Below are 24,451 nucleotides of genomic sequence, written 5' to 3'. Positions count from 1 at the left end.
TATCCCGCATGTCGTACGCGGGTGGTATCCGGTATCCCGCATGCCGTACGCGGGCGGTATCCGGTGTCCTGTACACCGTATTCACCTGGTTTCCGGTATCCCGTACACCGCATCCACGCGTGTGTACGGCATCCCGGATCCCCGCATGCGCACTCGCCCACTCACGCCCTCACAGCGGAGTCAGATGCCCCGGATCCGACTGCCGGGGCATCAACGCCGGTTCGGTCGACGCCGTTTCCGACTTCAGGGCCAGTACCGCGGCCACGGGGTGCTCCTCCTCCAGCGGATCGGGCAGTTCGGGCCGATCCGGTGCGGTGCGTGAGAGCAGCACGACGCCCCACGATGCCAGTCCCGCTCCCGCGAGCGCGAGCAGCACTCCCGCCGCGCCGCCCTGCAGGCGTTCGCCCAGCAGTACGAGGCCGATCGCCGCGGCGGCCATCGGATTCGCCAGCGTCACGACCGCCAGCGGCGCGCCCAGTCCGCCCCGGTAGGCGGTCTGTGACAGCAGCAGCCCGCCCGTGGCGAAGGCTGCGACGAGCAGTGCCACTCCGATCACCTGCACGCTGAGCACCGGGCCCGAGCGGTCGGTCGCGGCCACCGTCACGGTCTGTGTGAGCGCCGAGGCGACTCCGGAGGCGAAACCGGAGGCGGCCGCGTGACGCAGACCGGGTCGTGCGCCCGGCCGTGACAGCAGGCCGATGACCGCTGCCGTCGCCGCGGCGACCGTCAGCGCCTCGGGCACGCTCAGCACCTCGTCGGGTGCGGAGCCCGACGCGGTGACCAGGATCGCGCTCAGTCCGGCCAGGGTGTAGGCGGTGCCCCGCCATTCGGTCGCGCTGACCCGGCGTCCCGCGATGCGGGCCCCCAACGGCACCGCCGCGACCAGGGTGAGCGCACCGAGCGGCTGCACCACGGTGAGGGGGCCGTATTTCAGGGCCACGACGTGCAGCAGGGCGCCGGAGGCGTTCAGTCCCACCGAGCTCCACCACGCGCCGCTGCCCAGCAGCCCGAGCGTGCCCGAACCGGAGGAACGGGAGGCCAGACGTTCCTGTGCGACGGCCGCGGCCGCGTAGGCGACGGAGGAGAACAGGGAGAGGACGACGGAGACCAGGGTGGCGCTCATCGGGCCGCCCCCGCCAGTACGGGCTCCTCGGCCGGTGCGAGGTCGTCGTGGGCGCGTCCGGCGGTCGTGACGGTGCGGTGCGGCAGGTGGATCACCGCGAGCGCGAGGCCGAGCAGGGCACCGGCTGCGATCGCGTCCAGCCAGTAGTGGTTCGCCGTGCCGACGATCACCAGCAGGGTCACCAGCGGATGCAGCAGCCACAGCCAGCGCCACCGGGACCGGGTCGCGGCGATCAGGCCGATGGCCACCATCAGCGCCCAGCCGAAGTGCAGTGACGGCATCGCGGCGAACTGGTTCGACAGATGGTCGCTCTCCGGTGGCCCGTACACCGACGGCCCGTACAGCTGCGCGGTGTCGACGAGGCCCGTCACCGCGAGCATTCGCGGCGGGGCGAGCGGGAACGTGAGATGCAGCACCAGGGCCGCCGTGGTGAGCGCGGCCAGGATCCGGCGGGCCCAGACGTAGTGGGTGGGGCGGCGCAGGTAGAGCCAGACGAGGAAGCCCACGGTGATGGGGAAGTGGACGGTCGCGTAGTAGGTGTTGGCGATGTGCACCAGGGTGTCGCCGTGCAGCAGTACGGCCTGCACTGAGCCCTCGCCGGGCAGGTGGACCGCTCGTTCCAGGTCCCACACGCGGTGTGCGTTGTGGAAGGCCTCGCCGGTGTGACCCGTCGCCAGTTGCCGGCCGAACTTGTAGACGAGGAAGAGTCCTGCGACGAGCAGGAGCTCACGGACGAGCGGTGGCCGCGCTATCGCGTCGGGCTCCGCCTCTGCAGGCTCGGTTCGGGCATTCATCCCCCGGCCCCTTTGCTGACGGTGGTGCGTGTGCTGGTGCGGGCGAGCTTCGGGCTCGTCTTTCTGCGTACGCGGATCTGTACATGGCATCGATACGGCGTCGTACCGATACGTCAGTGTACCGATACGTTCGAGTACCGGTACACTGGCGTATCGATTGACATGCGACACACTTGAGTGGGGCCCTCGGGGGGCCCGCCGGACACCAGCGAGGAGAAGTGCCGATGACGTCGCAGGCCGCGGACGGACCGGAGACGGTCGTCGCCTCGCGCCGCTCCAAGCTCACGCCCGAGCGCGAGCAGGAGTTCTTCGACGCCGTACTGGAACAGATCCGCGAGTGCGGCTACGACTCCCTCACCATGGACGGCGTAGCCACGAGCACCCGGTGCAGCAAGTCCACGCTCTACCGTCAGTGGAAGACCAAGCCCCAGTTCGTGGCCGCGGCGCTGCGTGCCAACCGCCAGGTACGCTTCGTCGGCATCGACACCGGATCGCTCGCCGACGACCTGCGCGAGGTGGCGCGGGCCGCGGGCGACTGGTCGGGCAAGGACACCAAGCTGCTCCAGGCGCTCGCCCACGCGGTCACGCAGGACAGGGAGCTCCAGCAGGCGCTGCGCGAGGCGCTCGTCGAGCCGGAGGTCTGTGCGCTCCACGAGATCCTCCGGCGCGCTGTGGAGCGCGGCGAGGTCGCCGCCGACCAGCCGGCGCTGGAGTACGTGCCCGCCATGATGTTCGGCATCCTGCGCGTGCGCCCCATCCTGACGGGCGAGTACGCCGACTCGGACTACCTCGTCCGTTTCGTGGAGGCCGCGGTGCTGCCGGCACTCGGCCTCACCTGAGACCCAGGCCGCCGTCCACGGGATGACTGGACGGTGACCTGCTCGCGCCGCACCGTGGGGACGGGGGCGGCGCGCACCCCCCGGCCGGGTGGGGTTCCTCTTGAGCGGAGAGGCGCCCCACCCGGCCGACTGGCGTTTCGGGGCCGATCAGCGTCAGACGTCCTGGCCGCTGCCGCTTCCGGTCGACACCTTGATGCCCTTGGTGATCTCGTCGATCACCGACACCTTCTGGTCGGCGTCGATGCCGAAGCGGACCACGACGATCTGCGAGGAGTTCGCCGGGGAGGGGAACGCCAGCGACTCGACGTAGCCGTCGGCGCCCTTGCTCGTGACCGCCTTCCAGCGGACCAGGTAGCCCTTCTGGCCGGCCACCGTCACCGCCTTGGAGGCCAGCACCTGGTGAGAGGTGATCTTGCCGTAGGTGGTGCCGCCGTAGGACTCCTCGGCGTTCGCGGAGATGTCCGCCTTGGCGACCGCCTCGGCCGTGGAGCCGCTGGTGCCCAGCGCCAGAGCGGGCGCCGAGTAGGCGCCGCCCTTGGTGCAGGACTTGGAGGTGTCGCCGGGGCAGTCGTAGGAGTCGTTCGACGTGACCTGCGCGCCCACGCTGATCTCCTGGCCGTACCAGTCGTCCGGGATGGGGATGCTGATCCCGCTCACCGCGTCGGTCACCGAGCCGCTCTCGATCTTCGGTGCCTCGGACTGGTCGGGCGCCGGCGACTGGCCGCCGGTGCCGCCGGAACCACCGGTGCCGCCGGAACCACCAGGGCCGCCCTGACCGCCCTGGCCGCCCGACTCGCCGAAGGGGCCGCCCTGGCCGCCGGAGCCGTTCTGCCCGCCGGGCGCGCCCTGGCCCTGCTGAGCGCCGTTGTCGCTGCCGCCGCCGTCGTCCTTGGTCAGCGCGTACACGCCGACACCGATGCTCGCGAGCACCGCGACGGCGACGGCGACGGCTATGCCGGTGCGCAGCCCTCGCCGCTGTCCGCCCGCCGGAGGCTGGGCGGGATACGCCGGATAGGGCGGAGCATCCGGGTATGCCCCGTCGGCCACCGGCTGCGTCGGGGGACCCCATACGGCGGCCTCTCCCGCGGGGCGGGTCTGGTCCGTCCACGTCTTGCCGTCCCACCAGCGCTCGGTGGCGGGACCGTCACTTTTCTGCCCGGGGTCGGGGTACCACCCGGGAGGAGTCACCTGCGTCATGGCCCCACCGTATGAGGCGTCGGTGAAAGGGGGATGAGAGGACCCCGCCTTCGGTTCGGCGGGGGCCGCTCCGGCGCGGACGCAGGCGGGGACGAGGCGCGGACGGAGGCGGGGAAGCCGGTGACCCCGCGTCCCCCGGGGACCCCGCCCCACTGGCGTGATCCCGCCGTCAATCCGTCGCCTGGCAACCGACGTTGACGCTCGATGCGCCCCGCGCAGGCCTTCCGCGTCGTCCCGGCGCATCCGCGTCACCCTTCACGGCAACGGGTGCGCGGACCGGCCTCCGCTTCGCGGGTCGGACGGCTACGCTCGAGGTCTGTACGTCGTTCGGGCGACTTGGGGAGGTAGCGGGATGACGGAGGCCAGGCCCACGGCGGCCGCCTCGGCTTCCCTGTGGGAGCGCGACAGGGAAGTCGCCGCCATCGAACGGGCGGTGGACACCCTGTGTGCCGACCGGTCGTCCCCGGGCAGCCTGCTGGTGTTCCGGGGCGAGGCGGGACTCGGCAAGACCGCGCTGCTGGCCGAGACACATCGCATCGCCGAGGCCCGTGGCTGCACCGTGTGGTCCACCCGCGGCGGCGAGACCCTGAGGTCCGTCCCCTTCAATGTCGTACGGCAGTTGTTGCAGCCCGCCCTGATGTCGCTGCTGCCCGAGGAGGCCCGCGAGTACCTCGGCGACTGGTACGACATCGCGGGCCCCGCCCTCGGCATAACAGAACCGAGCGAACTGCGCGCCGACCCCCAGGGCGTGTGCGACGGTCTCGTCGCCGCCGTGCGCCGGCTGGCCAAGCGGGACTGGCCGCTCGTGCTGCTCGTCGACGACGCCCACTGGGCGGACCAGGAGAGCCTGCGCTGGCTCAGCGCGTTCGCCGAACGTCTCGACGACCTGTCCGTCCTCGTCGTCGTGGCCCGCCGCCCCGGTGAGGTCAGCGGCGAGAGCGCCCGCTACCTGGACAGCGTCGCCGCCTCCGCGGGCGGCCCCGTCACCAACATCAGCGCCCTCACCCCGGACGCGGTCGCCGGCCTCACCCGCGCCACGCTCGGTACCCACGCCGACGCCCCGTTCTGCCGCGAGGTGTGGGCCGTCACCGGCGGCAACCCGTACGAGACCAACGAACTCCTCGCCAAGGTGCGGGACAGCGAGCTCGAGCCCGCCGAGTCCTCGGCCGGTGAGCTGCGCGCCCTGAACCGCTCGGCCCGCGGCGGCGGCCTCGTCGCCCGCCTGGAACAGCTCGGCATCGACGCCACCCGCTTCGCCTGGGCCGCCGCCATCCTCGGCACCGGCATCTCCGTCGACCTGGTGGCCAGGCTCGCCACGATGGGCCGTGACGATGCCGAGCGCTGCGCCGAACTGCTGCGCAGCGCCCGCATTCTGACCGAACCCGACCCCACGGCGGGCCCCGCGAAGGAGGGCGACCTCCAGTTCCTCCACCCGCTGATCGCCTCCGCCGTCTACAACTCCATCCCGGACGCCCTGTGCACCGCCATGCACGGCATCGCCGCCCAGGTCGTCAACGACTCCGGCCTGGGTGCGGCTGCCGCCGCGCGCCACCTCCTCCAGGTCCACCCGGACGACGACGAGGAGCTCGTCGAGCAGCTGCGCGAGGCCGCCCGCGAACACATCGCCGTCGGCGCCCCCGACGCGGCCCGCCACTGTCTCGAACGCGCCCTGCTGGAACCGCCCCGGCCCGAGGCCCACGCGCGCGTGCTCTACGAGCTCGGCTGCGCCACCCTGCTGACCGCGCCCGCCCGGACGATCGGCCATCTACGGACCGCGCTCGCCATGCCGGGCCTCGACGGCGGCGAACGCGTCGACGCCGTCTTCCGCCTGTCCCAGGCCCTGCTCCATAACGACCAACTGGAGGAGGCCGTCCGCACCGTCGAGGCGGAGGCCGCCCGGCACCGGGCCGGACCCTCCCGGATGCGGCTGCAGGCCGTGCAGTACATGTGGGAGGGCATATACGGCGAGGCGACCTCACCCGGCCGCTCGGAACGCCTCGCGGAGCTCGCCCGCACCTGCACCGGCCGCGACAACTCCGAGCGCGCCCTGCTCATCCTGCGCGCCTTCGACTCCATGGCGCACGGCGAGAACGCCGAGGAGGTCGTCGAGGTCGCCGACCGCGCCCTCGTCAACGGCCGCCTCGCCCCGGGCCTCGGCTGGACCGACACCGAGTGGGGCAGCGAATTGCTCATGATGCTGGGCAACTCGTACGCCTACGCCGACCGCCTCGACCGTGCCGAGAGCCTGTTCGCCGAGGCACTGCGCGCCTACACCCTCGCCGGCTGGAGCGGCGGCCATCTCGCCCTGGCCAACGCCTTCCTCGGTCTCGCCTACCGCAGGCAGGGCCGCCTCAGGGACGCGGAGACCATCCTGCGCGAGTCGCTGCGCCTGGCCGAACGGGTCGGCCGCGGCCTGCCCCTGTACTGGTCGGCGACCTGCGGACTCGTCGACACGCTGCTGGCCCGCGGCCATGTCGAGGAGGCCTGGTCCGTCGCCGAGCAGTACGGCTTCGCGCCGCCCTACCCGTCCACCATCGTGCTGCCCGACACCCGCTCCGTGCGCGGCCGCCTGCTGCTCGCCGTCGGCCGCACCAAGGAGGGCATCAACGAACTGGAGGCCGCCGAGAAGGCGGCTGCCGCCCGCGGCGGTCACAACCCGGTCCTCGCGCCGTGGACCGTCGACCTCGCCAGGGCCCTGGCCGTCGAGGATCCGGCCCGTGCCGCCCGGCTCGCCGCCGACGCCCGCCGCCAGGCCGAACGCTTCGGCACGGACACCGCCATCGGCGAGGCCCTGCGCTGCGCCGCCGCCCTGGAGAGCGGCCAGCGCGCGGTCCGCCTGGCCGGCCAGGCGGTCGCCTACCTCGAATCCTCGCCCTGCCAGTACGAACACGCGGCCGCCCGCGTCGAATACGGCATCGCCGCACGCTCCGTCGCCGATCTCAACCGTGGCCTGGCGCTGGCCCGGTCGTGCGGCGCGGACGGGCTGGTGGCGCAGGCACGGGAGGTGCTGGACACGGGACGGGGGCTGCGCTAGGTCACATCCGGGTCACTTCGCCAGCAGACGGTCGGTCACGGCCGCCAGCCGCCGGCGCACTTCCGGGTCGTAGGCGGCCTCGTGCGCCCGCGCCGGACGGGTGCCGTCGAAGTAGCCGCCCGTGCCCAGGTCCCGGGTGGCCAGCGCCAGGACGCCGGGCGCTCCGTCGGCGACCGAGTTCCAGGGCGCGACGCCCGCCTCGCGGACCATCGCCGTGTCCATGTAGGTCGCCGGATGCAGCACGTTCACCGCGACGCCGGTGCCTTCCAGTTCCTCGGCGAGCGCGAACGTATGGGCCGCGAGCGCGAACTTGGCGCGGCAGTACGCCGAGACGCCGCTGTAGCCGCGGTCGAGTTCGGGGTCGTCGAGGTCGAGGGGCTCCTGACCGACCGAGCCGACGTTGACGATCCGGGCGGGGGCGTTCGCCCGGAGTACGGGCAGGAGTGCGCGGGTGAGTGCGACCGGCGCCAGGTAGTTCACGGCGAGCCGCAGTTCGTGGCCGTCGCTGCTCGTCTCCCGGCCGGAACCGCGCGGACCCCCGCCCACGCCCGCGTTGTTGACCAGCACGTCGAGCTCGGGGCGTGCCTGGGCGACCCGCGCACCCAACTCGCGCACCTGCGTCAGCGAGGCCAGATCGGCGACGAACCCCTCGGCCTCGCCCTCGACGCGCAACTCGTCCACGAGCCGCCGCGTACGGTCCGGGTCGCGGCCGTGGGCGAGGACGACGTGTCCGGAGCGGACCAGCTCGAAGGCGACGTGACGGCCGAGTCCGGAGGTGGCACCGGTGATCAGGATGGTGGACATGTCTCCACCGTAGGCATGCCGCGGGGGAGTCCGCGAGGTGCCGCTGAAGCTACCACCAGCAGGGTCACCCTCGGCTGTCGTCCTCCTCGGCCAGCACCCGCTGCGCCGTCGCGAACGCCGAGTTCGCCGCCGGCACCCCGCAGTACACGGCCGTCTGCAACAGCACGGCGCCGATCTCCTCGGGGGTGAGTCCGTTGCGCCGTGCCGCCCGTACATGCATGGCCAGCTCGTCGTAGTGGCCGTGCGCCACCAGCGCCGTCAGCGTGATCAGGCTGCGTTCGCGGCGGCTGAGCGTCGGGTCGGTCCAGATCTCGCCCCACGCGTAGCGCGAGATGAAGTCCTGGAAGCGCGCGGTGAACGGGGTCTGCCGGGCCTGCGCCCGGTCCACGTGCGGGTCGCCGAGCACCTCGCGCCGCACCTCCATCCCGCGCTTGGCACCGCCGTCGAGGTGGGTCCGCAGCGCCGTCAGTACGGCCTCCGGGCACTGCGCGGGCGCCAGGTGCGAGGCGCCGGGGAGCTCGACGAGTGCGGCGCCCGGCACCGCGTCGGCGATCTCCCGCAGATGCGCGGGCGGGGTCGCCGGGTCCTGGCGGCCGGCGATCAGCAGGGTGCGCGTGGAGATCTCGCCGAGCCGCTCCCGCAGGTCGAACGCGGCCAGCGCGTCACAGCAGGCCGCGTACGCCTCCGGGTCGGCCTCCCGGTGGTCCTGGACCAGTCGCGGCACGGTGAACCCGGGGGTGAACCAGCGGGCGTCCGCGCTCTGCGCCAGCTCGGCCAGCCCCTCGCGCCGCACCAGCGCGGCCCGGTCCTGCCACGGCTGCGCGCCGTTGAAGTGCGCCGACGAACAGATGACGGCGAGGGACGAGACCCGCTCGGGGTGGTGCAGGGCGAGGTGCAGGCCCACCGCGCCGCCGAGCGACACCCCGGCGTACGCGAACCGCTCGATCCCGAGCGAGTCGGCGAGTGCGAGCACCAGATCCGCGAGGTCCCCGACGGTTGCGCCGGGGCCGATGAGGTCCGGCGCGGAGCCGCCGTGTCCCGGCAGGTCCCAGCGGACCACCCGGTGGCTGATCGACAGCTCGGGGGCCACCTTGTCCCACAGGGCGTACGAGGTGCCGAGTGACGGCCCGAGCAGCAGCGGGGGAGCGGAAGCGGGCCCCTCGATACGGTGGTTGAGGAGTTTGGTGGTCAACGTCGCTCCAGGGCACGGTCGGTGAGGGCTCCGGCGGAGCCGGTGTAACGGGCGGGGTCGGTGAGCTCGTCGAGGTTCGTTTCCTTCAGCTCCGGCTCTTCGGCCAGGAGTTCGGCCAGCGGGCGTCCCTCGGTGTACGTCCGCCGGGCGAGGTCGGTGAGCAGCTCCTTGGCGCGGGCCCGGCCGAGTGCGCCGGCCAGCTCGGCCGACAGCCGCTCGGAGACGATCAGCCCGTGGGTGAGGCCGAGGTGGCGGCGCATGACGTCCGGGCGCACCCGCAGCCCCTCCGTCAGTTCGGCGGCGTCGCGGGCGGCACCTCCGACGAGCCGCAGCAGCTCCCGCAGCGGCTCCCACTCGGCGTGCCAGGCGCCGGCCGGCCGCTCGTCCTCAGCGACCAGCGACCCGTACAGCGTGGCCGCGAGCTGCGGCGCCCGGCGGGCCGCCGCGGCGATCAGCGTGGACCGTACGGGGTTCGCCTTGTGCGGCATGGCCGACGACCCCCCGCCGCTGCCCTCGGCGACCTCACCGATCTCGGTGCGGGCGAGGGTGAGCATGTCCGTGGCCACCTTGCCGAGCGCCCCGGCCGCGAAGGCCAGCCCGCCGGCGAGGTCGGCGATCGGGGTGCGGAGTGTGTGCCAGGGCAACAGCGGTTCCCTGAGCCCGAGTTCACGGGCGTAGGCCGCCGGCAGGGCGAGGGCGTCGTCGGCGCCGTACACCGAGAAGGCCGCCAACGTTCCTGCGGCACCCCCGAGTTGGGCGGGCAGTCCGTCCCGTACGACGGTCAGCCGGTCCCGGGCGTCGAGCACCAGGGACCGCCAGCCGGCTGCCTTCAGCCCGAACGTCGTCGGCACGGCGTGCTGGGTGAGCGTCCGCCCCGGCATCGCGGTGTCGCGGTGAGCGGCGGCCAGCTCGGCCAGCGCCCGCTCCGTGCGGGCGAGGTCGGCGAGGACCGGGCCGAGCGTCCGCACGGCGACGAGCATCGTCGCCGTGTCCATGATGTCCTGGCTGGTCGCACCCCGGTGGACGTACGGGCCGAACTCCTTGCCGACCGCCTTCGTCAGGTCGGCGACCAGCGGGATGACCGGGTTCCCGCCGGAGCGGGCGCGCGACGCCAGGGCCCGTACGTCGAATTCGGCGCCGTCGGCCGCCTCGGTCACCGCCGTCGCCGCCGTGGCCGGGGCCAGCCCCAGCGCGGCCTGCGCGCGGGTCAGCGCGGCCTCCGCGTCCAGCAGCGCCCGCAGATAGGCGGTGTCGCCGGTCGCGGATGCGGCGGGGGAGCCTGCCCACCCGGGGGCGAGCAGGCCGGTGTCGGGTTCGGCAGGTGTCACTGGAACTCCAGGAAGACCGTCTCGCCTTCGCCCTGAAGGCGGATGTCGAAACGGTACGTGCCGTCGCCTCCGTCCCGGGCGATCAGCGTGTCGCGGCGCTTCGCGTCCAGCCGCGCCAGCAGCGGGTCGGCCGCGAGTGCCGCCTCGTCGCCCGGCAGGTAGACCCGGGTGAAGAGGTGCACGAGGAGTCCGCGCGCGAAGACGCACACGCTGAGGTACGGCGCGCTGCGCCCGCGCGCACCGGGGCGCAGGGTGCGCGCGTACCAGTGTCCGTTGGCGTCGGTCTGGATGCGGCCCCAGCCGGTGAACTCCACGCCGTTGCGGCCCAGGTAGCCGCCGGTCGAGGGATCGCGCCGGATCGAGCCGTCCACCTGCGGCAGATTGCCGTCCGGGTCGGGTCCCCACAGCTCCACGAAGGCGTCGGGCAGCGGCTTGCCCTCGCCGTCGTACACGTACCCCTGGAGGGTGATCGTGTCGGGGTGGCCGACGGGTGCGATGTCACCGCCGCCGGGGAAGGGCAGGGCGTACCCGTAGAACGGGCCGACGGTGTGCGAGGGGGTGGGCAGGACGCTCTCCGGCCTGCTCGTGTCGATCTTCGTCATGGCGGGTCAGCGTCCCTCTTCGATCCAGGTGGCGTTCGGTCCGTCGAGGACCATGTCCCAGTGGTAGCCGAGCGAGAACTCCGGCACGGACAGGCTGTGGTCGTAGGTGGCGACCAGGCGCTGCCGGGCGGCGTCGTCCGTCACGGACTGAAGGATCGGGTCGTACGGGAAGAGCGGGTCGTTCGGGAAGTACATCTGCGTCACCAGGCGCTGCGTGAACGCCGAGCCGAACACCGAGAAGTGGATGTGGGCCGGGCGCCAGGCGTTGACGTGGTTGCGCCACGGGTACGGGCCAGGCTGGATGGTGGTGAATCGGTAGAAGCCCGAGTCGTCGGTGAGGGTGCGGCCCACGCCGGTGAAGTTGGGGTCCAGCGGGGCGTCGTGCTGCTCGCGCTGGTGGGCGTAGCGGCCGGCCGAGTTCGCCTGCCAGATCTCCACCAGCTGGCCGCGCACCGGGCGCCCGTCGCGGTCGAGCAGCCGGCCGGAGACGGTGATCCGCTCGCCGATCGGCTCGCCCCGGTGGTGCCGGGTGAGGTCGTTGTCGATCTCGGTGATGTCGCGCTCGCCGAACGCGGGGGAGGACAGCTCCACCAGCTCCGGGTCCTTGGCGACGTCGATGGCGACCGGCGGCTGCTGGGGGTGGCGCAGCACCGAGGAACGGTAGGGGGCGTAGTCGCGTCGCGGGTGGTGCTCGACGGGCGCGCCGTCGGCGACCCGCTTCTCGTACGCGGCGTGCTCGGCCGCGATCTCCTGGTCGATGTCCTGCTGAGTGAGAGCCATGGGGGTTCCTGGTGTTTCCTTAGCGTTCGAGGACGAGGGCGAGGCCCTGGCCGACGCCGATGCAGAGGGTGGCGACGCCGGTGCCGCTGCCCTTGCGGGCGAGCTGGTGGGCGACGGTGCCGGCGAGGCGGGCCCCGGAGGCGCCGAGGGGGTGGCCGAGGGCGATGGCGCCGCCCTGGGGGTTGAGGACGGCCGGGTCGAACTCGGGCCACTCGGCCACACAGCCGAGGACCTGGGCGGCGAACGCCTCGTTCAGTTCGAGCACCGACAGGTCACCGAATTCCTTGCCCGCCTTGGCCAGCGCCCGGTTGACCGCCTCGACGGGGGCGAGTCCGAAGTACTGCGGGTCGATCGCGGAGACACCGGTGGCGCTGACGCGTGCCAGCGGCTCGCGGCCGGTGGCCTTCAGGCCCTCCTCGTCGACCAGCAGCAGGGCGGCGGCGCCGTCGTTGAGCGGGGACGCGTTGCCCGCGGTGACCGTGCCGTTCTCCGTACGGAAGGACGGCTTGAGCTTCGCCATCGCCTGAAGGGAGGCGTCCGGTCGTACGCATTCGTCGGCGCCGAAGACGACCGGGTCGCCCTTGCGCTGCGGGATCGCCACGGGCGCGATCTCACCGTTGAACAGGCCCTCGGCCTGCGCCTGCGCCGCCTTGCGGTGGCTGCTCAGCGCGAACTCGTCCTGCTGCTCACGGCTGATCTTGTGCTTGTCGGCGATCAGCTCCGCGCTCTCGCCCAGCGGGATCGTCCACTGCGGATCCATCTTCGGGTTGACCATGCGCCAGCCCAGCGTGGTCGAGTACAGCTCGGTGTGCCCGGCCGGGAAGGGCCTGTCGCTCTTGGGCAGCACGTAGGGGGCGCGGGTCATCGACTCCACCCCACCGGCCAGCGCGATGGAGGCGTCGCCCACGGCGATCGCGCGGGCGGCCTGGATGACCGCCTCCAGGCCGGAGGCACACAACCGGTTGACCGTCACGCCGGGCACCGAGGTGGGCAGTCCGGCCAGGAGCGCGGCCATGCGACCGACGTTGCGGTTCTCCTCGCCGGCTCCGTTGGCGTTGCCGAAGTACACGTCCTCGATCCGGGACGGGTCCAACTCCGGGGTACGGGCGAGCAGTTCCCGGATCGCGTGCGCGGCCAGGTCGTCCGGCCGGACGGCGGCCAGGGAGCCGCTGTAGCGGCCGACCGGTGTGCGTACGGCGTCGACGATGTAGACGTTCTTCATCGGAGGTCCTCCGCTACGGTCAGCTCGGCGTCGGTGCGGGCGGTGATGTCGTCGACGCTCACGCCGGGTGCGCACTCGACGAGCACCAGGCCGTCGTCGGTCACGTCGAGGACGCCGAGGTCGGTGATGATCCGGTTCACGCACGCCTTGCCGGTCAGCGGCAGCGCGCACTCCTCGAGGATCTTGGGCGCGCCGTCCTTGGCGGTGTGGGTCATCACGACGATGACGGTGCGGGCGCCGTGCACCAGGTCCATCGCCCCGCCGATCCCGGTGATCATCTTGCCGGGGATCGCCCAGTTCGCCAGATCCCCCTTCGCGGACACCTGCATGGCGCCGAGCACCGCGACGTCGATGTGCCCGCCGCGGATCATCCCGAAGGACAGTGCCGAGTCGAAGAAGGAGGCGCCGGGCAGGACCGTGACGGTCTCCTTGCCGGCGTTGATCAGGTCCGGGTCGACCTGGTCCTCGGTGGGGTAGGGGCCGGTGCCCAGGATGCCGTTCTCCGACTCCAGGACCACCTCGACGCCCGGCGGGAGGTAGTTGGGGATCAGCGTCGGCAGACCGATGCCGAGATTGACGTACTGTCCGTCCTCGAGTTCGCGTGCGGCACGCGCGGCCATCTGCTCTCGTGTCCAGGCCATCAGGAGGTCACCGTCCGATTCTCGATCTTCTTGTCCGCCGCCTGCTCCGAGGTCAGCGCCACCACCCGCTGCACGAAGATGCCCGGCAGGTGCACCGCGTCCGGGCCGATCTCGCCGGGCTCGACGAGTTCCTCGACCTCGGCGATCGTCACCCTTCCGGCCATCGCGGCCAAGGGGTTGAAGTTGCGGGAGGACTTGTTGAAGACGAGATTGCCGTGCCGGTCGCCCCTCGCGGCCCTGACCAGTGCGAAGTCCGTGCGGATACTGCGCTCCAGCACGTACTCGGTGCCGTCGAACTCGCGGACCTCCTTCGGCGGCGACGCCAGCGCCACCCCGCCGGAGCCGTCGTAGCGCCACGGCAGTCCGCCCTCGGCGACCTGGGTTCCGACGCCCGCGGGGGTGTAGAAGGCGGGGATCCCGGCGCCGCCGGCCCGCAGCCGCTCGGCCAGCGTGCCCTGCGGGATCATCTCCACCTCCAGTTCCCCGGCCAGGTACTGCCGGGCGAACTCCTTGTTCGCCCCGATGTAGGAGCCGGTCACGCGGCCGATCCGGCCGGCGGCGAGGAGGACGGCCAGCCCGGACTCCATCGCCCCGCAGTTGTTGGAGACGACCGACAGCGCACCGACCCCGCGCTCGTACAACGCCTGGATCAGCACGTTCGGCACACCGCTCAGGCCGAAGCCGCCCACTGCCAGCGACGCGCCGTCGGGCACGTCGGCCACCGCCTCCAGGGCCGTGGCGACCACCTTGTCCATCCGAGAAGCCCCATCTCTTCCAAGCGCAGCGACCGACGAATTAGTCAGCACACTGAGTATTTCTGCGAGCTTGCCCTCACGCTGCCATCGGCGAGCTCGGGCGTCAAGACCTCGGTTAACCCGGAGGTCAGCGCGCCCCTCCGCCTGGAGACAGCCCGCGCCTCGGGCGGGTATTGTTCAGTGCACCAACGAATACGCAGGCACGTATACGACCACAGGAGCGCACATGGCCGCGGTGGACCTCAGCAGCCACCCCGGGCACCTGGCCCGGCGGCTGCAGCAGGCGCACTACCTGCTGTGGAACACGATGGTCTCGGAGGAGATCACCTCGCCGCAGTTCGCGGTCCTCAACGCGCTCGTCGCCGAGCCGGGCCTCGACCAGCGCACGGTGGGGGAGCGGGTGGGGCTGGACCGGTCCACCATCGCCGAGGTGATCAGCCGGCTCGGCCGGCGCGGACTGCTGGACAAGGTCCGCGACCCGCAGGACGGCCGCCGCTCCCTGCTGCGCCTGACGGAGGACGGCCTGCGCACCCACCGCAAGCTGACCGTGCGCACGGCACGGATGAACCAGGTCTTCCTGGCACCGCTCTCCGCCGAGGAGCAGACGCTGTTCTTCGACCTGATCCGCCGGGTCGCGGACGCGGCCGAGGGGCTGCGCAACCCCGCGGAACCCCTGGCCGCCCAGAACTGATCACGCCTGGGCGAACACCACCCACACCTGGCCCTGCGCGAAGTTCACCGGCGAGCCGCTCGCGGTCGTGAACTCGGTACCGTCGGTGGCCGCCGCCCGCTCCCAGCGGACGTCGTAGGCCCGCCCGTCGCGCAGGACCTCCGCCTTCCCGGAACCCACCGTCTCGGTGTACGGCGTGTAGTTGCCGAGCACGTCGTGGTAGGCGGACTTGTGGATCTTCACGTACTGCACGACGACCGTCGCGGGTGCCACCGGCTTCCCGTCGCTCGTCACCGTCGGTGTCCCGTCCTGGGCGACCAGCCAGCGGTGCCGGTCCCCCGACCAGGTGAAGGTGAAGCGGGCCGCGGGGTAGTGGACGGTGCGCGTGGTGCGCGGCTGCCCGCCCGCGGGTGCGGCGCCGTAGTGGAAGCCGGTGGTCAGCGCGTCCGTACCCGGTGTGGAGGGCATCAGCCTGCCCGGCCGTAGGTAGAGGTTGTGGGGTGCGAGGTGGTCGGCGCCGCGGAAGTAGGCGCCGGACACCTCGTCGGGCGGTGCGGCGCGCAGCGGCGCGTCGTCGATCAACGGCAGCAACTTGCCCTGCGCACCGGAGAACGCGAGCGTCGGCCGGTGGAACTGCCCCAGCAGCTCCAGGTCGGACTCGCGGACGCTGCGCACCGGACCGACGACCTCCGGCAGCTTGGTCGCGTACACGGCCATCAGCCGGCTCAACCCGCCCTCGACCTGCTCGACGTACACGACGTCCGCGGAGTCCAGGCCCGTCTGCGGCCGGGCCGCGCCCACATTGTCGATCTTCACCGCGAGCACCGACCCGTTGCCGCTGTGCGGCTGGGTGGGGTGGCCGGGTCGGCTCGACGGGTTCTGTGTCGGTTGCTGTGGGTGGCCCCGTCCGTCGTCGGGCGGGCGGTGCGATGTCGTGCAGCCCGCCGCCAGGGAGACCGTCACCGTGGCGACCAGCAGCGCCGCTGCCGTCGCGGCGCGCCGCGTGCGCGTTCTTCGTCTGCCCATGCCCACCCTCGCCACCCAGTCCTGTGCCATCGATTGTGCGCTTATTAGTTCATTGATGCCCGTACTCGCTCGGTTCTGATTGCATGCGTCGCTCGGGTTTCTCGGTCCAGGCCTCGCGCGTCGCTCGGGTCCCTCGGTCCGGAGCACGCGCGTCGGGCCGCCCGTGGTTCGGCGCGGGGCACCCGGGTACCCGGGCGCCACCGCCAGGCGGACGCACAGCGGCCAGAAGGGAGCGCGGCACGATGAAGGCAGTGACGTGGCAGGGCAAGCGGGATGTGCGCGTGGAGAACGTGCCCGACCCGACGATCCAGGAACCGACGGACGCCGTCATCCGCATCACCTCGACCGGGCTGTGCGGCTCCGACCTGCACCTCTACGAGGTCCTCACGCCGTTCATGACACCGGGTGACATCCTCGGTCATGAGCCCATGGGCATCGTCGAGGAAGTGGGCGCCGGGGTGCCGGACCTGATGGCAGGCGACCGGGTCGTGGTGCCGTTCCAGATCGCCTGCGGCAACTGCTGGATGTGCCTCGACGGACTGCCCACCCAGTGCGAGACCACGCAGGTCACCGGCGAGGGCATGGGCGCCGCCCTGTTCGGCTACACCCGCCTGTACGGCGCGGTGCCGGGCGCCCAGGCCGAGTACCTGCGGGTGCCGCAGGCGCAGTTCGGCCCGATCAAGCTCCCGGAGGGGCCGCCCGACGACCGGTTCGTCTATCTGTCCGACGTCCTGCCCACCGCCTGGCAGGCGGTCGCCTACGCCGACCTCAAACAGGGCGCCAGCGTCGCCGTGCTCGGGCTCGGCCCCATCGGCGACATGGCCTGCCGCGTCGCCCAGGTGCGCGGCGCCGGGCAGGTGTTCGGGGTGGACCTCGTCACGGAGCGGCTGCGCCGGGCGCGGGAGAGGGGCGTGGCGACGTTCGACCTCAGGGACTTCGACAGCGAGAAGGAACTCCTCACCGCGATCCGCGACGAGACCGACGGCCGTGGCCCCGACGCCGTCATCGACGCGGTCGGCACGGAGGCCCACGGCAGCGCGGCCGCCCGGCTCACTCAGCGGGCCTCGGCCCTGCTGCCCCGCAAACTGAGCGGCCCGCTCGCGGAACGCTTCAGCGTGGACCGGCTCGCGGCCTTCCACACCGCCATCGAACTGGTGCGTCGTGGGGGCACGATCTCGATCGTGGGCGTGTACGGCGGCACGGCCGACCCGGTCCCGATGATCACGCTGTTCGACAAGCAGATCCAGCTCAGGATGGGCCAGGCCAACGTGCGCCGCTGGAGCGACGAGATCATGCCCTACCTGACGGACGAGGACCCGCTCGGCGTCGACGACTTCGCCACCCACCGGCTGCCACTGAGCGAGGCACCGCACGCGTACGAGATGTTCCAGCGCAAACAGGACGGTGCCGTCAAGATCCTCATGCAGCCCTGACCGCCCGGGTCCCTGACCTTCCAGGGCCCTGACCGCTCAGGGCCGGGGCCCGAGGATCTCGCCGAGGTCGTAGCGCACCGGCTCCTCCAGCTGCGCGTACGTGCAGCTCTCCGGCGTCCGGTCCGGGCGCCAGCGCCGGAAGCGGGCCGTGTGCCGGAAGCGCGCCCCGTTCTCCATGTGGTCGTACGCCACCTCGGCCACCCGCTCCGGCCGCAGCGGCACCCAGGACAGGTCCTTCTTGCCCGACCAGCGGCTGGGCGCGCCCGGCAGCCGAGCCGTCTCGTGGGCGGCCTCGTCCGACCAGGCCGCCCACGGATGCTCCTCGGCGTCCGCCATGCGCAGCGGCTCCAGCTCCGCCACCAGCTCGGCGCGCCGTTTCATGGCGAAGGCGGCGGACACGCCGACGTGCTGGAGCGCGCCCCGGTCGTCGTACAGGCCCAGCAGCAGCGAGCCCACGACGGGACCGCTCTTGTGGAAGCGGTAACCGGCGACGACGACGTCCGCCGTACGCTCGTGCTTGATCTTGAACATCGCCCGCTCGTCCTGGAGATAGCGCAGCGTGAGCGGCTTGGCGATGACGCCGTCCAGGCCGGCCCCCTCGTACTGCTCGAACCACTCCTGCGCCACCTCGATGTCCGTGGTGGCCGGGGCCAGGTGCACGGGCGCCGTCACTCCGGTCAACGCCCGGGTCAGCAGCGCCCGCCGGTCGCTCAGCGGCACGTCGAGCAGCGACTCGTCCGCGAGTGCCAGCAGGTCGAAGGCGACGAAGGACGCGGGGGTGCGTTCGGCGAGTGTCCGCACGCGCGAGGCGGCCGGATGGATGCGCTCGGTGAGCGCGTCGAAGTCGAGCCGCCCCTCGCGCGCGATCACGATCTCCCCGTCCAGCACACACCGCTCGGGCAGCCGCTCCCGCAGCGCCGTCACCAGCTCGGGAAAGTACCTGGTCAGTGGCTTGCCGGTACGGCTGCCGACCTCGACCTCGGCCCCGTCGCGGAACACGATCGCCCGGAAGCCGTCCCACTTCGCCTCGTACTGCATGTCCGGCGGGATCCTCGCCACCGACTTGGCGAGCATCGGCTTCACGGGCGGCATGACGGGCAGATCCATGCTCCGATTCTGCGCGCATCCCTCATGCCATGCCCGGTATGCGAGGGCTGGGCGGCGGGCCTACCGTGGCCGCATGGGTGACGCGGTGGAACTGGAGGCGGGCGGCCGGACCGTACGGCTGTCCAGTCCCGGCAAGGTCTTCTTCCCGGAGCGCGGCTTCACCAAGCTGGACCTCGCCCAGTACTACCGGGCCGTCGCCCCCGGCATCCTGCGCGCCCTGCGCGACCGCCCCACCACCCTGGAGCGCTACCCCGACGGTGTGACCGGCGAGTCCTTCTTCCAGAAGCGGGCGCCCAAGAACATGCCCGACTGGATCCCGACCGCCCACATCACCTTCCCCAGCGGCCGCAGTGCCGACGAGATGTGCCCCACCGAGGAGGCCGCCGTCCTGTGGGCCGCCCAGTACGGCACCCTCACCTTCCACCCCTGGCCGGTGCGCCGCGACGACGTCGACCGCCCCGACGAACTCCGCATCGACCTCGACCCGCAGCCCGGCACCGACTACGACGACGCCGTCCGCGCCGCCCACGAACTGCGCGCCGTCCTCGACGACTTCGGCGGTCTGCGCGGCTGGCCCAAGACCTCCGGAGGCCGTGGCCTGCACGTTTTCGTCCCCATCGCACCGCGCTGGACGTTCACCCAGGTCAGACGGGCCGCGATCGCCGTAGGCCGGGAGATGGAACGCCGGATGCCCGACCGGGTGACGATCAAGTGGTGGAAGGAGGAAAGGGGCGAACGTATCTTTCTGGACTACAACCAGACGGCCCGGGACCGCACGATCGCCTCCGCCTACTCCGTACGGCCCCGCCCGCACGCTCCCGTCTCCGCCCCCCTGCGCTGGGAGGAGGTCGGCGACGCGCACCCCCTGGACTTCGACCTCGCGACGATGCCCGCCCGCTTCGCCGAACTCGGCGATGTCCACGCCGACATGGACGACCATGCCTTCTCCCTCGAAGCGCTGCTCGACCTGGCGGCGAGGGACGAACGCGACCACGGGCTCGCCGACCTGCCGTATCCGCCGGAGTACCCCAAGATGCCGGGAGAGCCCAAGCGGGTACAGCCGAGCCGGGCCAGGCGGGAGGAGCCGAGCCGGGCCGGAAGCGAGGAGCAGCCGCCCTCTCCGCCGGACCGCGCCCGTTGACCGGGGACGACCGCGTCGGGTGGGTGCCAGGGGGCACCCACATGTGATTGCCGCTCGGTGACGACTGCTGCTCGGTGACGCCCCGGCAAACCGCCCTCGACGCCCCGCGGAATCGGATTCCGAGGGCACGAGAGCGCTCTCACGAACGCCCCGCGCCGGGACTATCCTGATCCGCAACCGCTGGTGAGGAGCCCCGAAGTGACCGAGTCAGCCGCCCGTCCCACGCTGGAGGCCGTGGCCGCGCGGGCCGGTGTGTCCCGGGCAACCGTCTCCCGTGTGGTCAACGGCGGTGACGGAGTGCGGGAGCCCCTCGTCGAGCGGGTCCGGCGGGCGGTGGAGGAACTCGGGTACGTCCCCAATCAGGCCGCCCGCAGCCTGGTGACCAAACGGCACGAGGCGATCGCCGTCGTCATCGCCGAACCGGAGACCCGCGTCTTCGCCGATCCCTTCTTCGCACTGCAACTGCGCGGCATCAGCAAGGAGCTGACGGCCCACGACAGTCAGCTGGTACTGCTCCTCACCGAGGGTCGCGACGACCACGCCCGCGTCGGCCGCTATCTCGCGGGCGGGCACGTCGACGGCGCCCTGGTGTTCTCACTGCACCTCGACGACCCACTGCCCGGGCTGATCCAGGGTGCCGGAGTGCCGACCGTGTTCGGCGGCCGCCCGGGCTGGACCGACGGCACGCCAGGTCCGGTCTACGTCGACAGCGACAACCGCGGCGGCGCCCGCGAGGCCGTGCGCCATCTCGTCGGCCTCGGCCGCACCCGGATCGCGCACATCACCGGCCCTCTCGACCAGACGTCCGCGGCGGACCGGCTCGACGGGTTCCGGGACGTCATGGTGGACGCCGACCCGAGGCTGGTCGTCGAGAGCGACTTCACCCCTGCCGGCGGTGAACGCGCCATGGGTGAACTCCTCGACCGCTGCCCCGACCTGGACGCCGTGTTCGCCGCCAACGACCTCACCGCCTCCGGCGCCCTGCGCGTCCTGCGCGAGCGCGGCCGGCGCGTGCCCGAGGACATCGCAGTGATCGGCTTCGACGACATGCTGCCCGTCGCCGAGCAGACCGACCCGCCGCTCACGACGATCCGTCAGGACATCGAGGAGATGGGCCGGCTGATGGCCCGTCTCCTGCTGCGCCGCCTCGACCGCGGCACCACCCACCAGGCCGAGACCGGCGCACCGGCCGCCGTCGTCCTGCCGACGACCCTGGTGCGCCGCGCCTCCGCCTAGTCCGTCGCCTCCGCCCAGCCTGTCGCCTCAGGCCTGCTGCGGCGCGCTCCTGATCACCGCGAAGCGTGCTCCGTACGGGTCGGCGAGCTTGGCGATGCGACCCACGTCCGGCACGTCCGTGGCGGCCATACGGACCGTGCCGCCCCGCTCCTGCGCCTTGGCGACGGCCGCGTCGGTGTCGGAGACCTCGAAGTACGGCAGCCAGTACGGGCCGCTCTCCGCCTCCGTCGGGTCGTCGGCCAGCGGGACCAGTCCGCCGAACATGGCGTCCTCCCCGGCACCGGCGGGGTTGATACACGTGTAGGTGCCGCCGGGGAAGGGGACGGCCGAGGTCTCGTGGCCGAGCACCTTGTTGTAGAACGCGGCCGCCGCCGCGATGTCCGGCGTGTACAGCTCGACCCAGCACAGCGAACCCTGCTCGTTCGCCACGTCCACGCCCTTGGTCTGTCCCGGCTGCCAGATGCCGAACGGCACTCCCGCCGGATCGGCGAGGATCGCCATGTGGCCCTGGCCCATGACGTCCATCGGCCGGAAGAGCACGGTGCCGTGCGCCTGTTCGGCGGTCTTCGCGGTGGCCTCAGCGTCCGCGCTCTGGAAGTACACGTTCCACGACGGCGGGCCCTGTTCCGCCGTGGTCTGCATGCCGCCGGCCGTGGTCCTGCCGTCCAGTTGGAAGAAGCCGTAGCCGCCGGCCTCGGGCCCCGCCGACTGGAACCGCCAGCCGAAGAGCGCGTGGTAGAAGGAGGTGGCACCCTCGATGTCGGGCGTGCCGAGGTCGAGCCAGTTCGGGGAACCGTTGACGAAACGGGTGGTGAGCATCTGCGCACTCCTTGAAGGGGTCCCGTTGCCTGCACCGCCGAGTCTTGCACCGCCCACTGACACTCGCTGCCGGAGCGGCGGGACGGAAGACGGCGGGAGGCGGCGGAATGCCGACGCTCGCCGCAGTCACCATCCGTTACGGCGGGTGTTCCGATTGTTTCCCACCGCCCCGCGCGCCGCCGTGCGCCGCCGTGTCTCGCGGGGCATCATCGGGGCGGCCGGAGGCCCTGAAACCGCCGCGTTGATCGCGCGTTGATCGAACGTTTTTCGCCGCCCGGCACGATTTTGGCCATGCACATCGACACCATCGCCACGCCCGACCTCGCCTGGCAGGCCCGGGCCCTCTGCGCGGAGACCGGAGCCGACTTCTTCTTTCCCGAGCCGGGCAGCTCGGTGCGGGAGGCGAAGCTCATCTGCGGCATGTGCGAGATGCGCTCCGCCTGTCTCGACTACGCCCTCGCCAACGACGAACGCTTCGGCGTCTGGGGCGGCCTGTCCGAGAAGGAACGGCTGCAGCTCAGGCGTACGCCCCGCTGAAATCCGGGCGACCGGCGCGCAGGAGTGCGCAGTGCCGGCCTCTCGGCGACCGGCGCCGCGGCGATGGCGGCGCTGTGGTGGCGCGGGGCGGCATGATGCCGCAGGTCCGTGGCGGGCCGCACCGGGAAATCGGCCCGCCGCGCGTGAGCCGCGGTCAGCTCGCGGCCCGCGCCGCCATCCGCGCCTTGCGGGCCGCGAGCTTCTCGTCGAACTTCGAGGCCTCCGCGTCGAGTCCGCCCATGAACAGGGCCAGTTCCTCCTGGGCCCGGCGGCCCTCGGGGCCGAGGCCGTCGATGTCCAGGACCTTCAGGAAACGCAGGACGGGCTGGATGACGTCGTCGTGGTGGATGCGCAGGTTGTAGACCTCGCCGATCGCCATCTGCGCGGCGGCCCGCTCGAAGCCGGGCATGCCGTGACCGGGCATGCGGAAGTCCACGACGACGTCGCGTACCGCCTGCATGGTCAGGTCGGGGGCCAGCTCGAAGGCCGCCTTCAGCAGGTTCCGGTAGAAGACCATGTGGAGGTTCTCGTCGGTCGCGATGCGGGCCAGCATGCGGTCGCAGACCGGGTCGCCGGACTGGTGCCCGGTGTTGCGGTGCGAGATGCGGGTCGCCAGCTCCTGGAAGGCGACGTAGGCCACCGAGTGCAGCATCGAGTGGCGGTTGTCCGACTCGAAGCCCTCACTCATGTGCGCCATGCGGAACTGCTCGAGCTTGTCCGGGTCGACCGCGCGCGAGGTGAGCAGGTAGTCCCGCATCACGATGCCGTGCCGGCCCTCCTCCGCCGTCCAGCGGTGCACCCAGGTCCCCCAGGCGCCGTCCCGGCCGAACAGGGAGGCGATCTCGTGGTGGTAGCTGGGCAGGTTGTCCTCGGTGAGGAGGTTCACCACCAGGGCGATGCGGCCGATCTCCGTGACCTTGGACTGCTCCTTGCCCCAGGCCTCGCCGTCCTCGAAGATGCCGGGGAAGTTGCGGCCGTCGCTGAAGGGCACGTACTCGTGCGGCATCCAGTCCTTGGCGACCTTCAGGTGACGGTTGAGCTCCGTCTCGACGACTTCCTCAAGCGCGTACAAGAGCTTGGCGTCGGTCCACACAGCAGGGCTGCCGAGGTGCGGGGAGGTGATCGTCACGGGAAAACTCCAGGGGGGACGCGATGCAAGGTGGAACGAGTCGGCGAGCGGTGCCGGAACTTACGGAATCGTAGGCTACGAAGCCGTAGGTTACGTTGCCGTAGGTTAAGTGCTGTGTAAAGACTGCTGATCAGCCCACCTTCCCGGGTGCTCCGAGCCGCTGTCCCGCGCGTATGCGGCAGCCCCGGCACCCGCAGGTCCGGGGCTGAACGAGGAGCCGGTTCACCCGGTCAGGCGTACAGGTCCCGCAGTCGTACCGAGAGGCATGTCACACAACCCTCGAGTTTCTCGAACTCGCCGATGTCCACCGCGACCACCTCGTGGCCGAGATCGGTGAGCAGCTCCGCCGTCCTCGGCGCGCTCGCGGCCATCAGCAGTTTGCCGCCGCCGAGCAGCACCACGTGGGAGCCGGACTCCTCGGGCACGGACAGGAAACGCGGGAACAGCGACGGCCGGTCCACCTTCGGGATGTGCCCGACAACCGTCCCGTCGGGTAGCGCGGTGACGGCCGACTTCAGGTGCAGCACCTTGCTCACGGGCACCGCCACGACCCGCGCCCCCAGCGGCTCGAAGGCGGCCCGCAGTTGCTGTACGCCGGCCGCGTTGGTGCGCCCGCCCCGGCCGACGTAGATCGTGTCGCCGATCTTCAGCACGTCGCCGCCGTCCAGCGTGCCCGGCTCCCAGATCCAGTTCACCGAGCAGCCCAGCCGGGCCACGGCCTCCTCGACCCCGACGGTCTCCTCGCGCCGGGCCTCGGCGCCGGGCCGGGTGATCACGGCCACGTTCTTGTACATGACCACCGTGTCCTCGACGAAGACGGAGTCGGGGCAGTCGTCGGCCGGGTCCACCTCGATCGTCTCCCAGCCGTGCGTACGCAGCGCCGCCACGTACGCCTCCCACTGCTCGACCGCGAGCTCGACGTCGACCTTCTCCCGCTCGATGTGGGTCACCAGTCCTTCGGCGAGGCGCGGGCTGGGGCGGCGGACGAGGGCCTTCTTGCTGGGCACGAGGGGTCTCCGTATCGGCTGTGTGTACTCGGCAC

At 72.0% G+C, this 24,451-nt stretch carries 23 protein-coding genes; 7 read left to right on the top strand and 16 right to left on the bottom strand.

Going from position 1 to position 24,451, the window contains the following annotated elements; genetic code table 11:
- Window positions 1-169: 169 nt before the first annotated feature.
- Together ACFY16_RS17205 and ACFY16_RS17200 are read right to left on the bottom strand one after the other, a co-directional pair.
- A complete protein-coding gene (locus ACFY16_RS17205; RefSeq protein ID WP_390647945.1) occupies window positions 170-1,123 on the bottom strand; it encodes a hypothetical protein in 954 nt (317 codons plus the stop codon).
- Window positions 1,120-1,917: a phosphatase PAP2 family protein gene (locus ACFY16_RS17200; RefSeq protein WP_390647944.1), complete on the bottom strand. Its 798-nt coding sequence runs from the start codon at window positions 1,915-1,917 to the stop codon at window positions 1,120-1,122. Before ACFY16_RS17200 ends, ACFY16_RS17205 begins: the two co-directional genes overlap by 4 nt.
- Window positions 1,918-2,141: 224 nt before the next feature.
- Here ACFY16_RS17200 and ACFY16_RS17195 point away from each other — a divergent pair, with 224 nt between their 5' ends.
- On the top strand, window positions 2,142-2,756 hold the full coding sequence (locus ACFY16_RS17195) for a TetR/AcrR family transcriptional regulator C-terminal ligand-binding domain-containing protein (protein WP_390647943.1): 615 nt from the start codon (window positions 2,142-2,144) through the stop codon (window positions 2,754-2,756).
- 153 nt (window positions 2,757-2,909) lie between these two features.
- Here the strand turns inward: ACFY16_RS17195 and ACFY16_RS17190 are convergent, their stop codons facing one another.
- Entirely contained in the window at window positions 2,910-3,953 is a 1,044-nt protein-coding gene (locus ACFY16_RS17190; protein ID WP_390647942.1) for a DUF2510 domain-containing protein, read from the bottom strand.
- Window positions 3,954-4,305: 352 nt separating this feature from the next.
- Between ACFY16_RS17190 and ACFY16_RS17185 the strand changes: the two genes are divergently transcribed.
- The gene (locus ACFY16_RS17185) at window positions 4,306-6,987 is read left to right on the top strand and encodes an ATP-binding protein (RefSeq protein ID WP_390647941.1); all 2,682 of its coding nucleotides are present in this window, start codon (window positions 4,306-4,308) and stop codon (window positions 6,985-6,987) included.
- A 12-nt stretch (window positions 6,988-6,999) separates the two neighbouring features.
- On the opposite strand, the gene ACFY16_RS17180 is transcribed toward ACFY16_RS17185, so the two are convergent.
- The 8 genes from ACFY16_RS17180 to ACFY16_RS17145 all read right to left on the bottom strand — a co-directional run bounded on the left by ACFY16_RS17180 (window position 7,000) and on the right by ACFY16_RS17145 (window position 14,311).
- A complete protein-coding gene (locus tag ACFY16_RS17180) occupies window positions 7,000-7,791 on the bottom strand; it encodes an SDR family NAD(P)-dependent oxidoreductase (RefSeq protein WP_390647940.1) in 792 nt (263 codons plus the stop codon).
- A 64-nt stretch (window positions 7,792-7,855) separates the two neighbouring features.
- A complete protein-coding gene (pcaD, locus tag ACFY16_RS17175; RefSeq protein ID WP_390647939.1) occupies window positions 7,856-8,983 on the bottom strand; it encodes a 3-oxoadipate enol-lactonase in 1,128 nt (375 codons plus the stop codon).
- A complete protein-coding gene (gene pcaB, locus ACFY16_RS17170; RefSeq protein WP_390647938.1) occupies window positions 8,980-10,311 on the bottom strand; it encodes a 3-carboxy-cis,cis-muconate cycloisomerase in 1,332 nt (443 codons plus the stop codon). Before pcaB ends, pcaD begins: the two co-directional genes overlap by 4 nt.
- Window positions 10,308-10,913 (bottom strand): protocatechuate 3,4-dioxygenase subunit alpha, encoded by a 606-nt coding sequence (gene pcaG / locus ACFY16_RS17165; RefSeq protein ID WP_390647937.1) that lies wholly within the window; start codon window positions 10,911-10,913, stop codon window positions 10,308-10,310. The genes pcaB and pcaG overlap by 4 nt, the downstream gene beginning before the upstream one ends.
- A gap of 6 nt (window positions 10,914-10,919) precedes the next feature.
- Window positions 10,920-11,693 (bottom strand): protocatechuate 3,4-dioxygenase subunit beta, encoded by a 774-nt coding sequence (gene pcaH / locus ACFY16_RS17160; protein WP_390647936.1) that lies wholly within the window; start codon window positions 11,691-11,693, stop codon window positions 10,920-10,922.
- Window positions 11,694-11,712: 19 nt separating this feature from the next.
- Window positions 11,713-12,915 carry a thiolase family protein gene (locus ACFY16_RS17155; protein ID WP_390647935.1) on the bottom strand — a complete coding sequence of 401 codons (1,203 nt, stop codon included), beginning with the start codon at window positions 12,913-12,915 and terminating at the stop codon, window positions 11,713-11,715.
- A complete protein-coding gene (locus ACFY16_RS17150; RefSeq protein ID WP_390647934.1) occupies window positions 12,912-13,556 on the bottom strand; it encodes a CoA transferase subunit B in 645 nt (214 codons plus the stop codon). Before ACFY16_RS17150 ends, ACFY16_RS17155 begins: the two co-directional genes overlap by 4 nt.
- Window positions 13,556-14,311, bottom strand: coding sequence for a CoA transferase subunit A (locus ACFY16_RS17145; RefSeq protein ID WP_390647933.1), 756 nt, complete (start codon window positions 14,309-14,311; stop codon window positions 13,556-13,558). The genes ACFY16_RS17150 and ACFY16_RS17145 overlap by 1 nt, the downstream gene beginning before the upstream one ends.
- 226 nt (window positions 14,312-14,537) lie before the next feature.
- Here ACFY16_RS17145 and ACFY16_RS17140 point away from each other — a divergent pair, with 226 nt between their 5' ends.
- Window positions 14,538-15,002 carry a MarR family winged helix-turn-helix transcriptional regulator gene (locus ACFY16_RS17140; RefSeq protein WP_390647932.1) on the top strand — a complete coding sequence of 155 codons (465 nt, stop codon included), beginning with the start codon at window positions 14,538-14,540 and terminating at the stop codon, window positions 15,000-15,002.
- Here ACFY16_RS17140 and ACFY16_RS17135 read toward each other — a convergent pair whose 3' ends face one another.
- A complete protein-coding gene (locus ACFY16_RS17135) occupies window positions 15,003-16,007 on the bottom strand; it encodes a DUF3048 domain-containing protein (RefSeq protein WP_390647931.1) in 1,005 nt (334 codons plus the stop codon).
- 242 nt (window positions 16,008-16,249) lie between these two features.
- Here ACFY16_RS17135 and ACFY16_RS17130 point away from each other — a divergent pair, with 242 nt between their 5' ends.
- Window positions 16,250-17,440 (top strand): zinc-dependent alcohol dehydrogenase, encoded by a 1,191-nt coding sequence (locus ACFY16_RS17130; protein ID WP_390647930.1) that lies wholly within the window; start codon window positions 16,250-16,252, stop codon window positions 17,438-17,440.
- Between the two features lie 36 nt (window positions 17,441-17,476).
- Here the strand turns inward: ACFY16_RS17130 and ACFY16_RS17125 are convergent, their stop codons facing one another.
- Window positions 17,477-18,547: an ATP-dependent DNA ligase gene (locus ACFY16_RS17125; RefSeq protein ID WP_390647929.1), complete on the bottom strand. Its 1,071-nt coding sequence runs from the start codon at window positions 18,545-18,547 to the stop codon at window positions 17,477-17,479.
- A gap of 73 nt (window positions 18,548-18,620) precedes the next feature.
- On the opposite strand from ACFY16_RS17125, the gene ligD reads away from it, so the two are divergent.
- Both ligD and ACFY16_RS17115 read left to right on the top strand, forming a co-directional pair.
- Window positions 18,621-19,688 carry a non-homologous end-joining DNA ligase gene (gene ligD / locus ACFY16_RS17120; RefSeq protein WP_390647928.1) on the top strand — a complete coding sequence of 356 codons (1,068 nt, stop codon included), beginning with the start codon at window positions 18,621-18,623 and terminating at the stop codon, window positions 19,686-19,688.
- 198 nt (window positions 19,689-19,886) lie between these two features.
- Window positions 19,887-20,924: a LacI family DNA-binding transcriptional regulator gene (locus tag ACFY16_RS17115; RefSeq protein WP_390647927.1), complete on the top strand. Its 1,038-nt coding sequence runs from the start codon at window positions 19,887-19,889 to the stop codon at window positions 20,922-20,924.
- 27 nt (window positions 20,925-20,951) lie between these two features.
- Here the strand turns inward: ACFY16_RS17115 and ACFY16_RS17110 are convergent, their stop codons facing one another.
- Entirely contained in the window at window positions 20,952-21,743 is a 792-nt protein-coding gene (locus tag ACFY16_RS17110) for a VOC family protein (protein ID WP_390647926.1), read from the bottom strand.
- A gap of 291 nt (window positions 21,744-22,034) precedes the next feature.
- Here ACFY16_RS17110 and ACFY16_RS17105 point away from each other — a divergent pair, with 291 nt between their 5' ends.
- On the top strand, window positions 22,035-22,280 hold the full coding sequence (locus tag ACFY16_RS17105; RefSeq protein ID WP_390647925.1) for a WhiB family transcriptional regulator: 246 nt from the start codon (window positions 22,035-22,037) through the stop codon (window positions 22,278-22,280).
- A 154-nt stretch (window positions 22,281-22,434) separates the two neighbouring features.
- Here the strand turns inward: ACFY16_RS17105 and ACFY16_RS17100 are convergent, their stop codons facing one another.
- Both ACFY16_RS17100 and ddaH read right to left on the bottom strand, forming a co-directional pair.
- On the bottom strand, window positions 22,435-23,409 hold the full coding sequence (locus tag ACFY16_RS17100) for an acyl-ACP desaturase (RefSeq protein WP_390647924.1): 975 nt from the start codon (window positions 23,407-23,409) through the stop codon (window positions 22,435-22,437).
- A 230-nt stretch (window positions 23,410-23,639) separates the two neighbouring features.
- Window positions 23,640-24,416 (bottom strand): dimethylargininase, encoded by a 777-nt coding sequence (ddaH, locus tag ACFY16_RS17095; RefSeq protein ID WP_390647923.1) that lies wholly within the window; start codon window positions 24,414-24,416, stop codon window positions 23,640-23,642.
- Window positions 24,417-24,451 lie beyond the last annotated feature (35 nt).

Origin of the sequence: Streptomyces sp. NPDC001315 (genome assembly GCF_042896175.1) — a bacterium.
Lineage (GTDB): Bacteria > Actinomycetota > Actinomycetes > Streptomycetales > Streptomycetaceae > Streptomyces.
The sequence above is the reverse complement of the archived record's forward strand: the minus strand, read 5'-3'. Positions and strand labels throughout refer to the sequence as shown.

Excerpts from the sequence above, each read along its gene's own strand:
- ACFY16_RS17205 (WP_390647945.1), bottom strand. The coding sequence starts at position 1,123 with ATGAGCGCCACCCTGGTCTCCGTCGTCCTCTCCCTGTTCTCCTCCGTC.
- ACFY16_RS17200 (WP_390647944.1), bottom strand. The coding sequence starts at position 1,917 with ATGAATGCCCGAACCGAGCCTGCAGAGGCGGAGCCCGACGCGATAGCG.
- ACFY16_RS17195 (WP_390647943.1), top strand. The coding sequence starts at position 2,142 with ATGACGTCGCAGGCCGCGGACGGACCGGAGACGGTCGTCGCCTCGCGC.
- ACFY16_RS17190 (WP_390647942.1), bottom strand. The coding sequence starts at position 3,953 with ATGACGCAGGTGACTCCTCCCGGGTGGTACCCCGACCCCGGGCAGAAA.
- ACFY16_RS17185 (WP_390647941.1), top strand. The coding sequence starts at position 4,306 with ATGACGGAGGCCAGGCCCACGGCGGCCGCCTCGGCTTCCCTGTGGGAG.
- ACFY16_RS17180 (WP_390647940.1), bottom strand. The coding sequence starts at position 7,791 with ATGTCCACCATCCTGATCACCGGTGCCACCTCCGGACTCGGCCGTCAC.
- pcaG (WP_390647937.1), bottom strand. The coding sequence starts at position 10,913 with ATGACGAAGATCGACACGAGCAGGCCGGAGAGCGTCCTGCCCACCCCC.
- pcaH (WP_390647936.1), bottom strand. The coding sequence starts at position 11,693 with ATGGCTCTCACTCAGCAGGACATCGACCAGGAGATCGCGGCCGAGCAC.
- ACFY16_RS17155 (WP_390647935.1), bottom strand. The coding sequence starts at position 12,915 with ATGAAGAACGTCTACATCGTCGACGCCGTACGCACACCGGTCGGCCGC.
- ACFY16_RS17150 (WP_390647934.1), bottom strand. The coding sequence starts at position 13,556 with ATGGCCTGGACACGAGAGCAGATGGCCGCGCGTGCCGCACGCGAACTC.
- ACFY16_RS17145 (WP_390647933.1), bottom strand. The coding sequence starts at position 14,311 with ATGGACAAGGTGGTCGCCACGGCCCTGGAGGCGGTGGCCGACGTGCCC.
- ACFY16_RS17140 (WP_390647932.1), top strand. The coding sequence starts at position 14,538 with ATGGCCGCGGTGGACCTCAGCAGCCACCCCGGGCACCTGGCCCGGCGG.
- ACFY16_RS17135 (WP_390647931.1), bottom strand. The coding sequence starts at position 16,007 with ATGGGCAGACGAAGAACGCGCACGCGGCGCGCCGCGACGGCAGCGGCG.
- ACFY16_RS17130 (WP_390647930.1), top strand. The coding sequence starts at position 16,250 with ATGAAGGCAGTGACGTGGCAGGGCAAGCGGGATGTGCGCGTGGAGAAC.
- ACFY16_RS17125 (WP_390647929.1), bottom strand. The coding sequence starts at position 18,547 with ATGGATCTGCCCGTCATGCCGCCCGTGAAGCCGATGCTCGCCAAGTCG.
- ligD (WP_390647928.1), top strand. The coding sequence starts at position 18,621 with ATGGGTGACGCGGTGGAACTGGAGGCGGGCGGCCGGACCGTACGGCTG.
- ACFY16_RS17110 (WP_390647926.1), bottom strand. The coding sequence starts at position 21,743 with ATGCTCACCACCCGTTTCGTCAACGGTTCCCCGAACTGGCTCGACCTC.
- ACFY16_RS17105 (WP_390647925.1), top strand. The coding sequence starts at position 22,035 with ATGCACATCGACACCATCGCCACGCCCGACCTCGCCTGGCAGGCCCGG.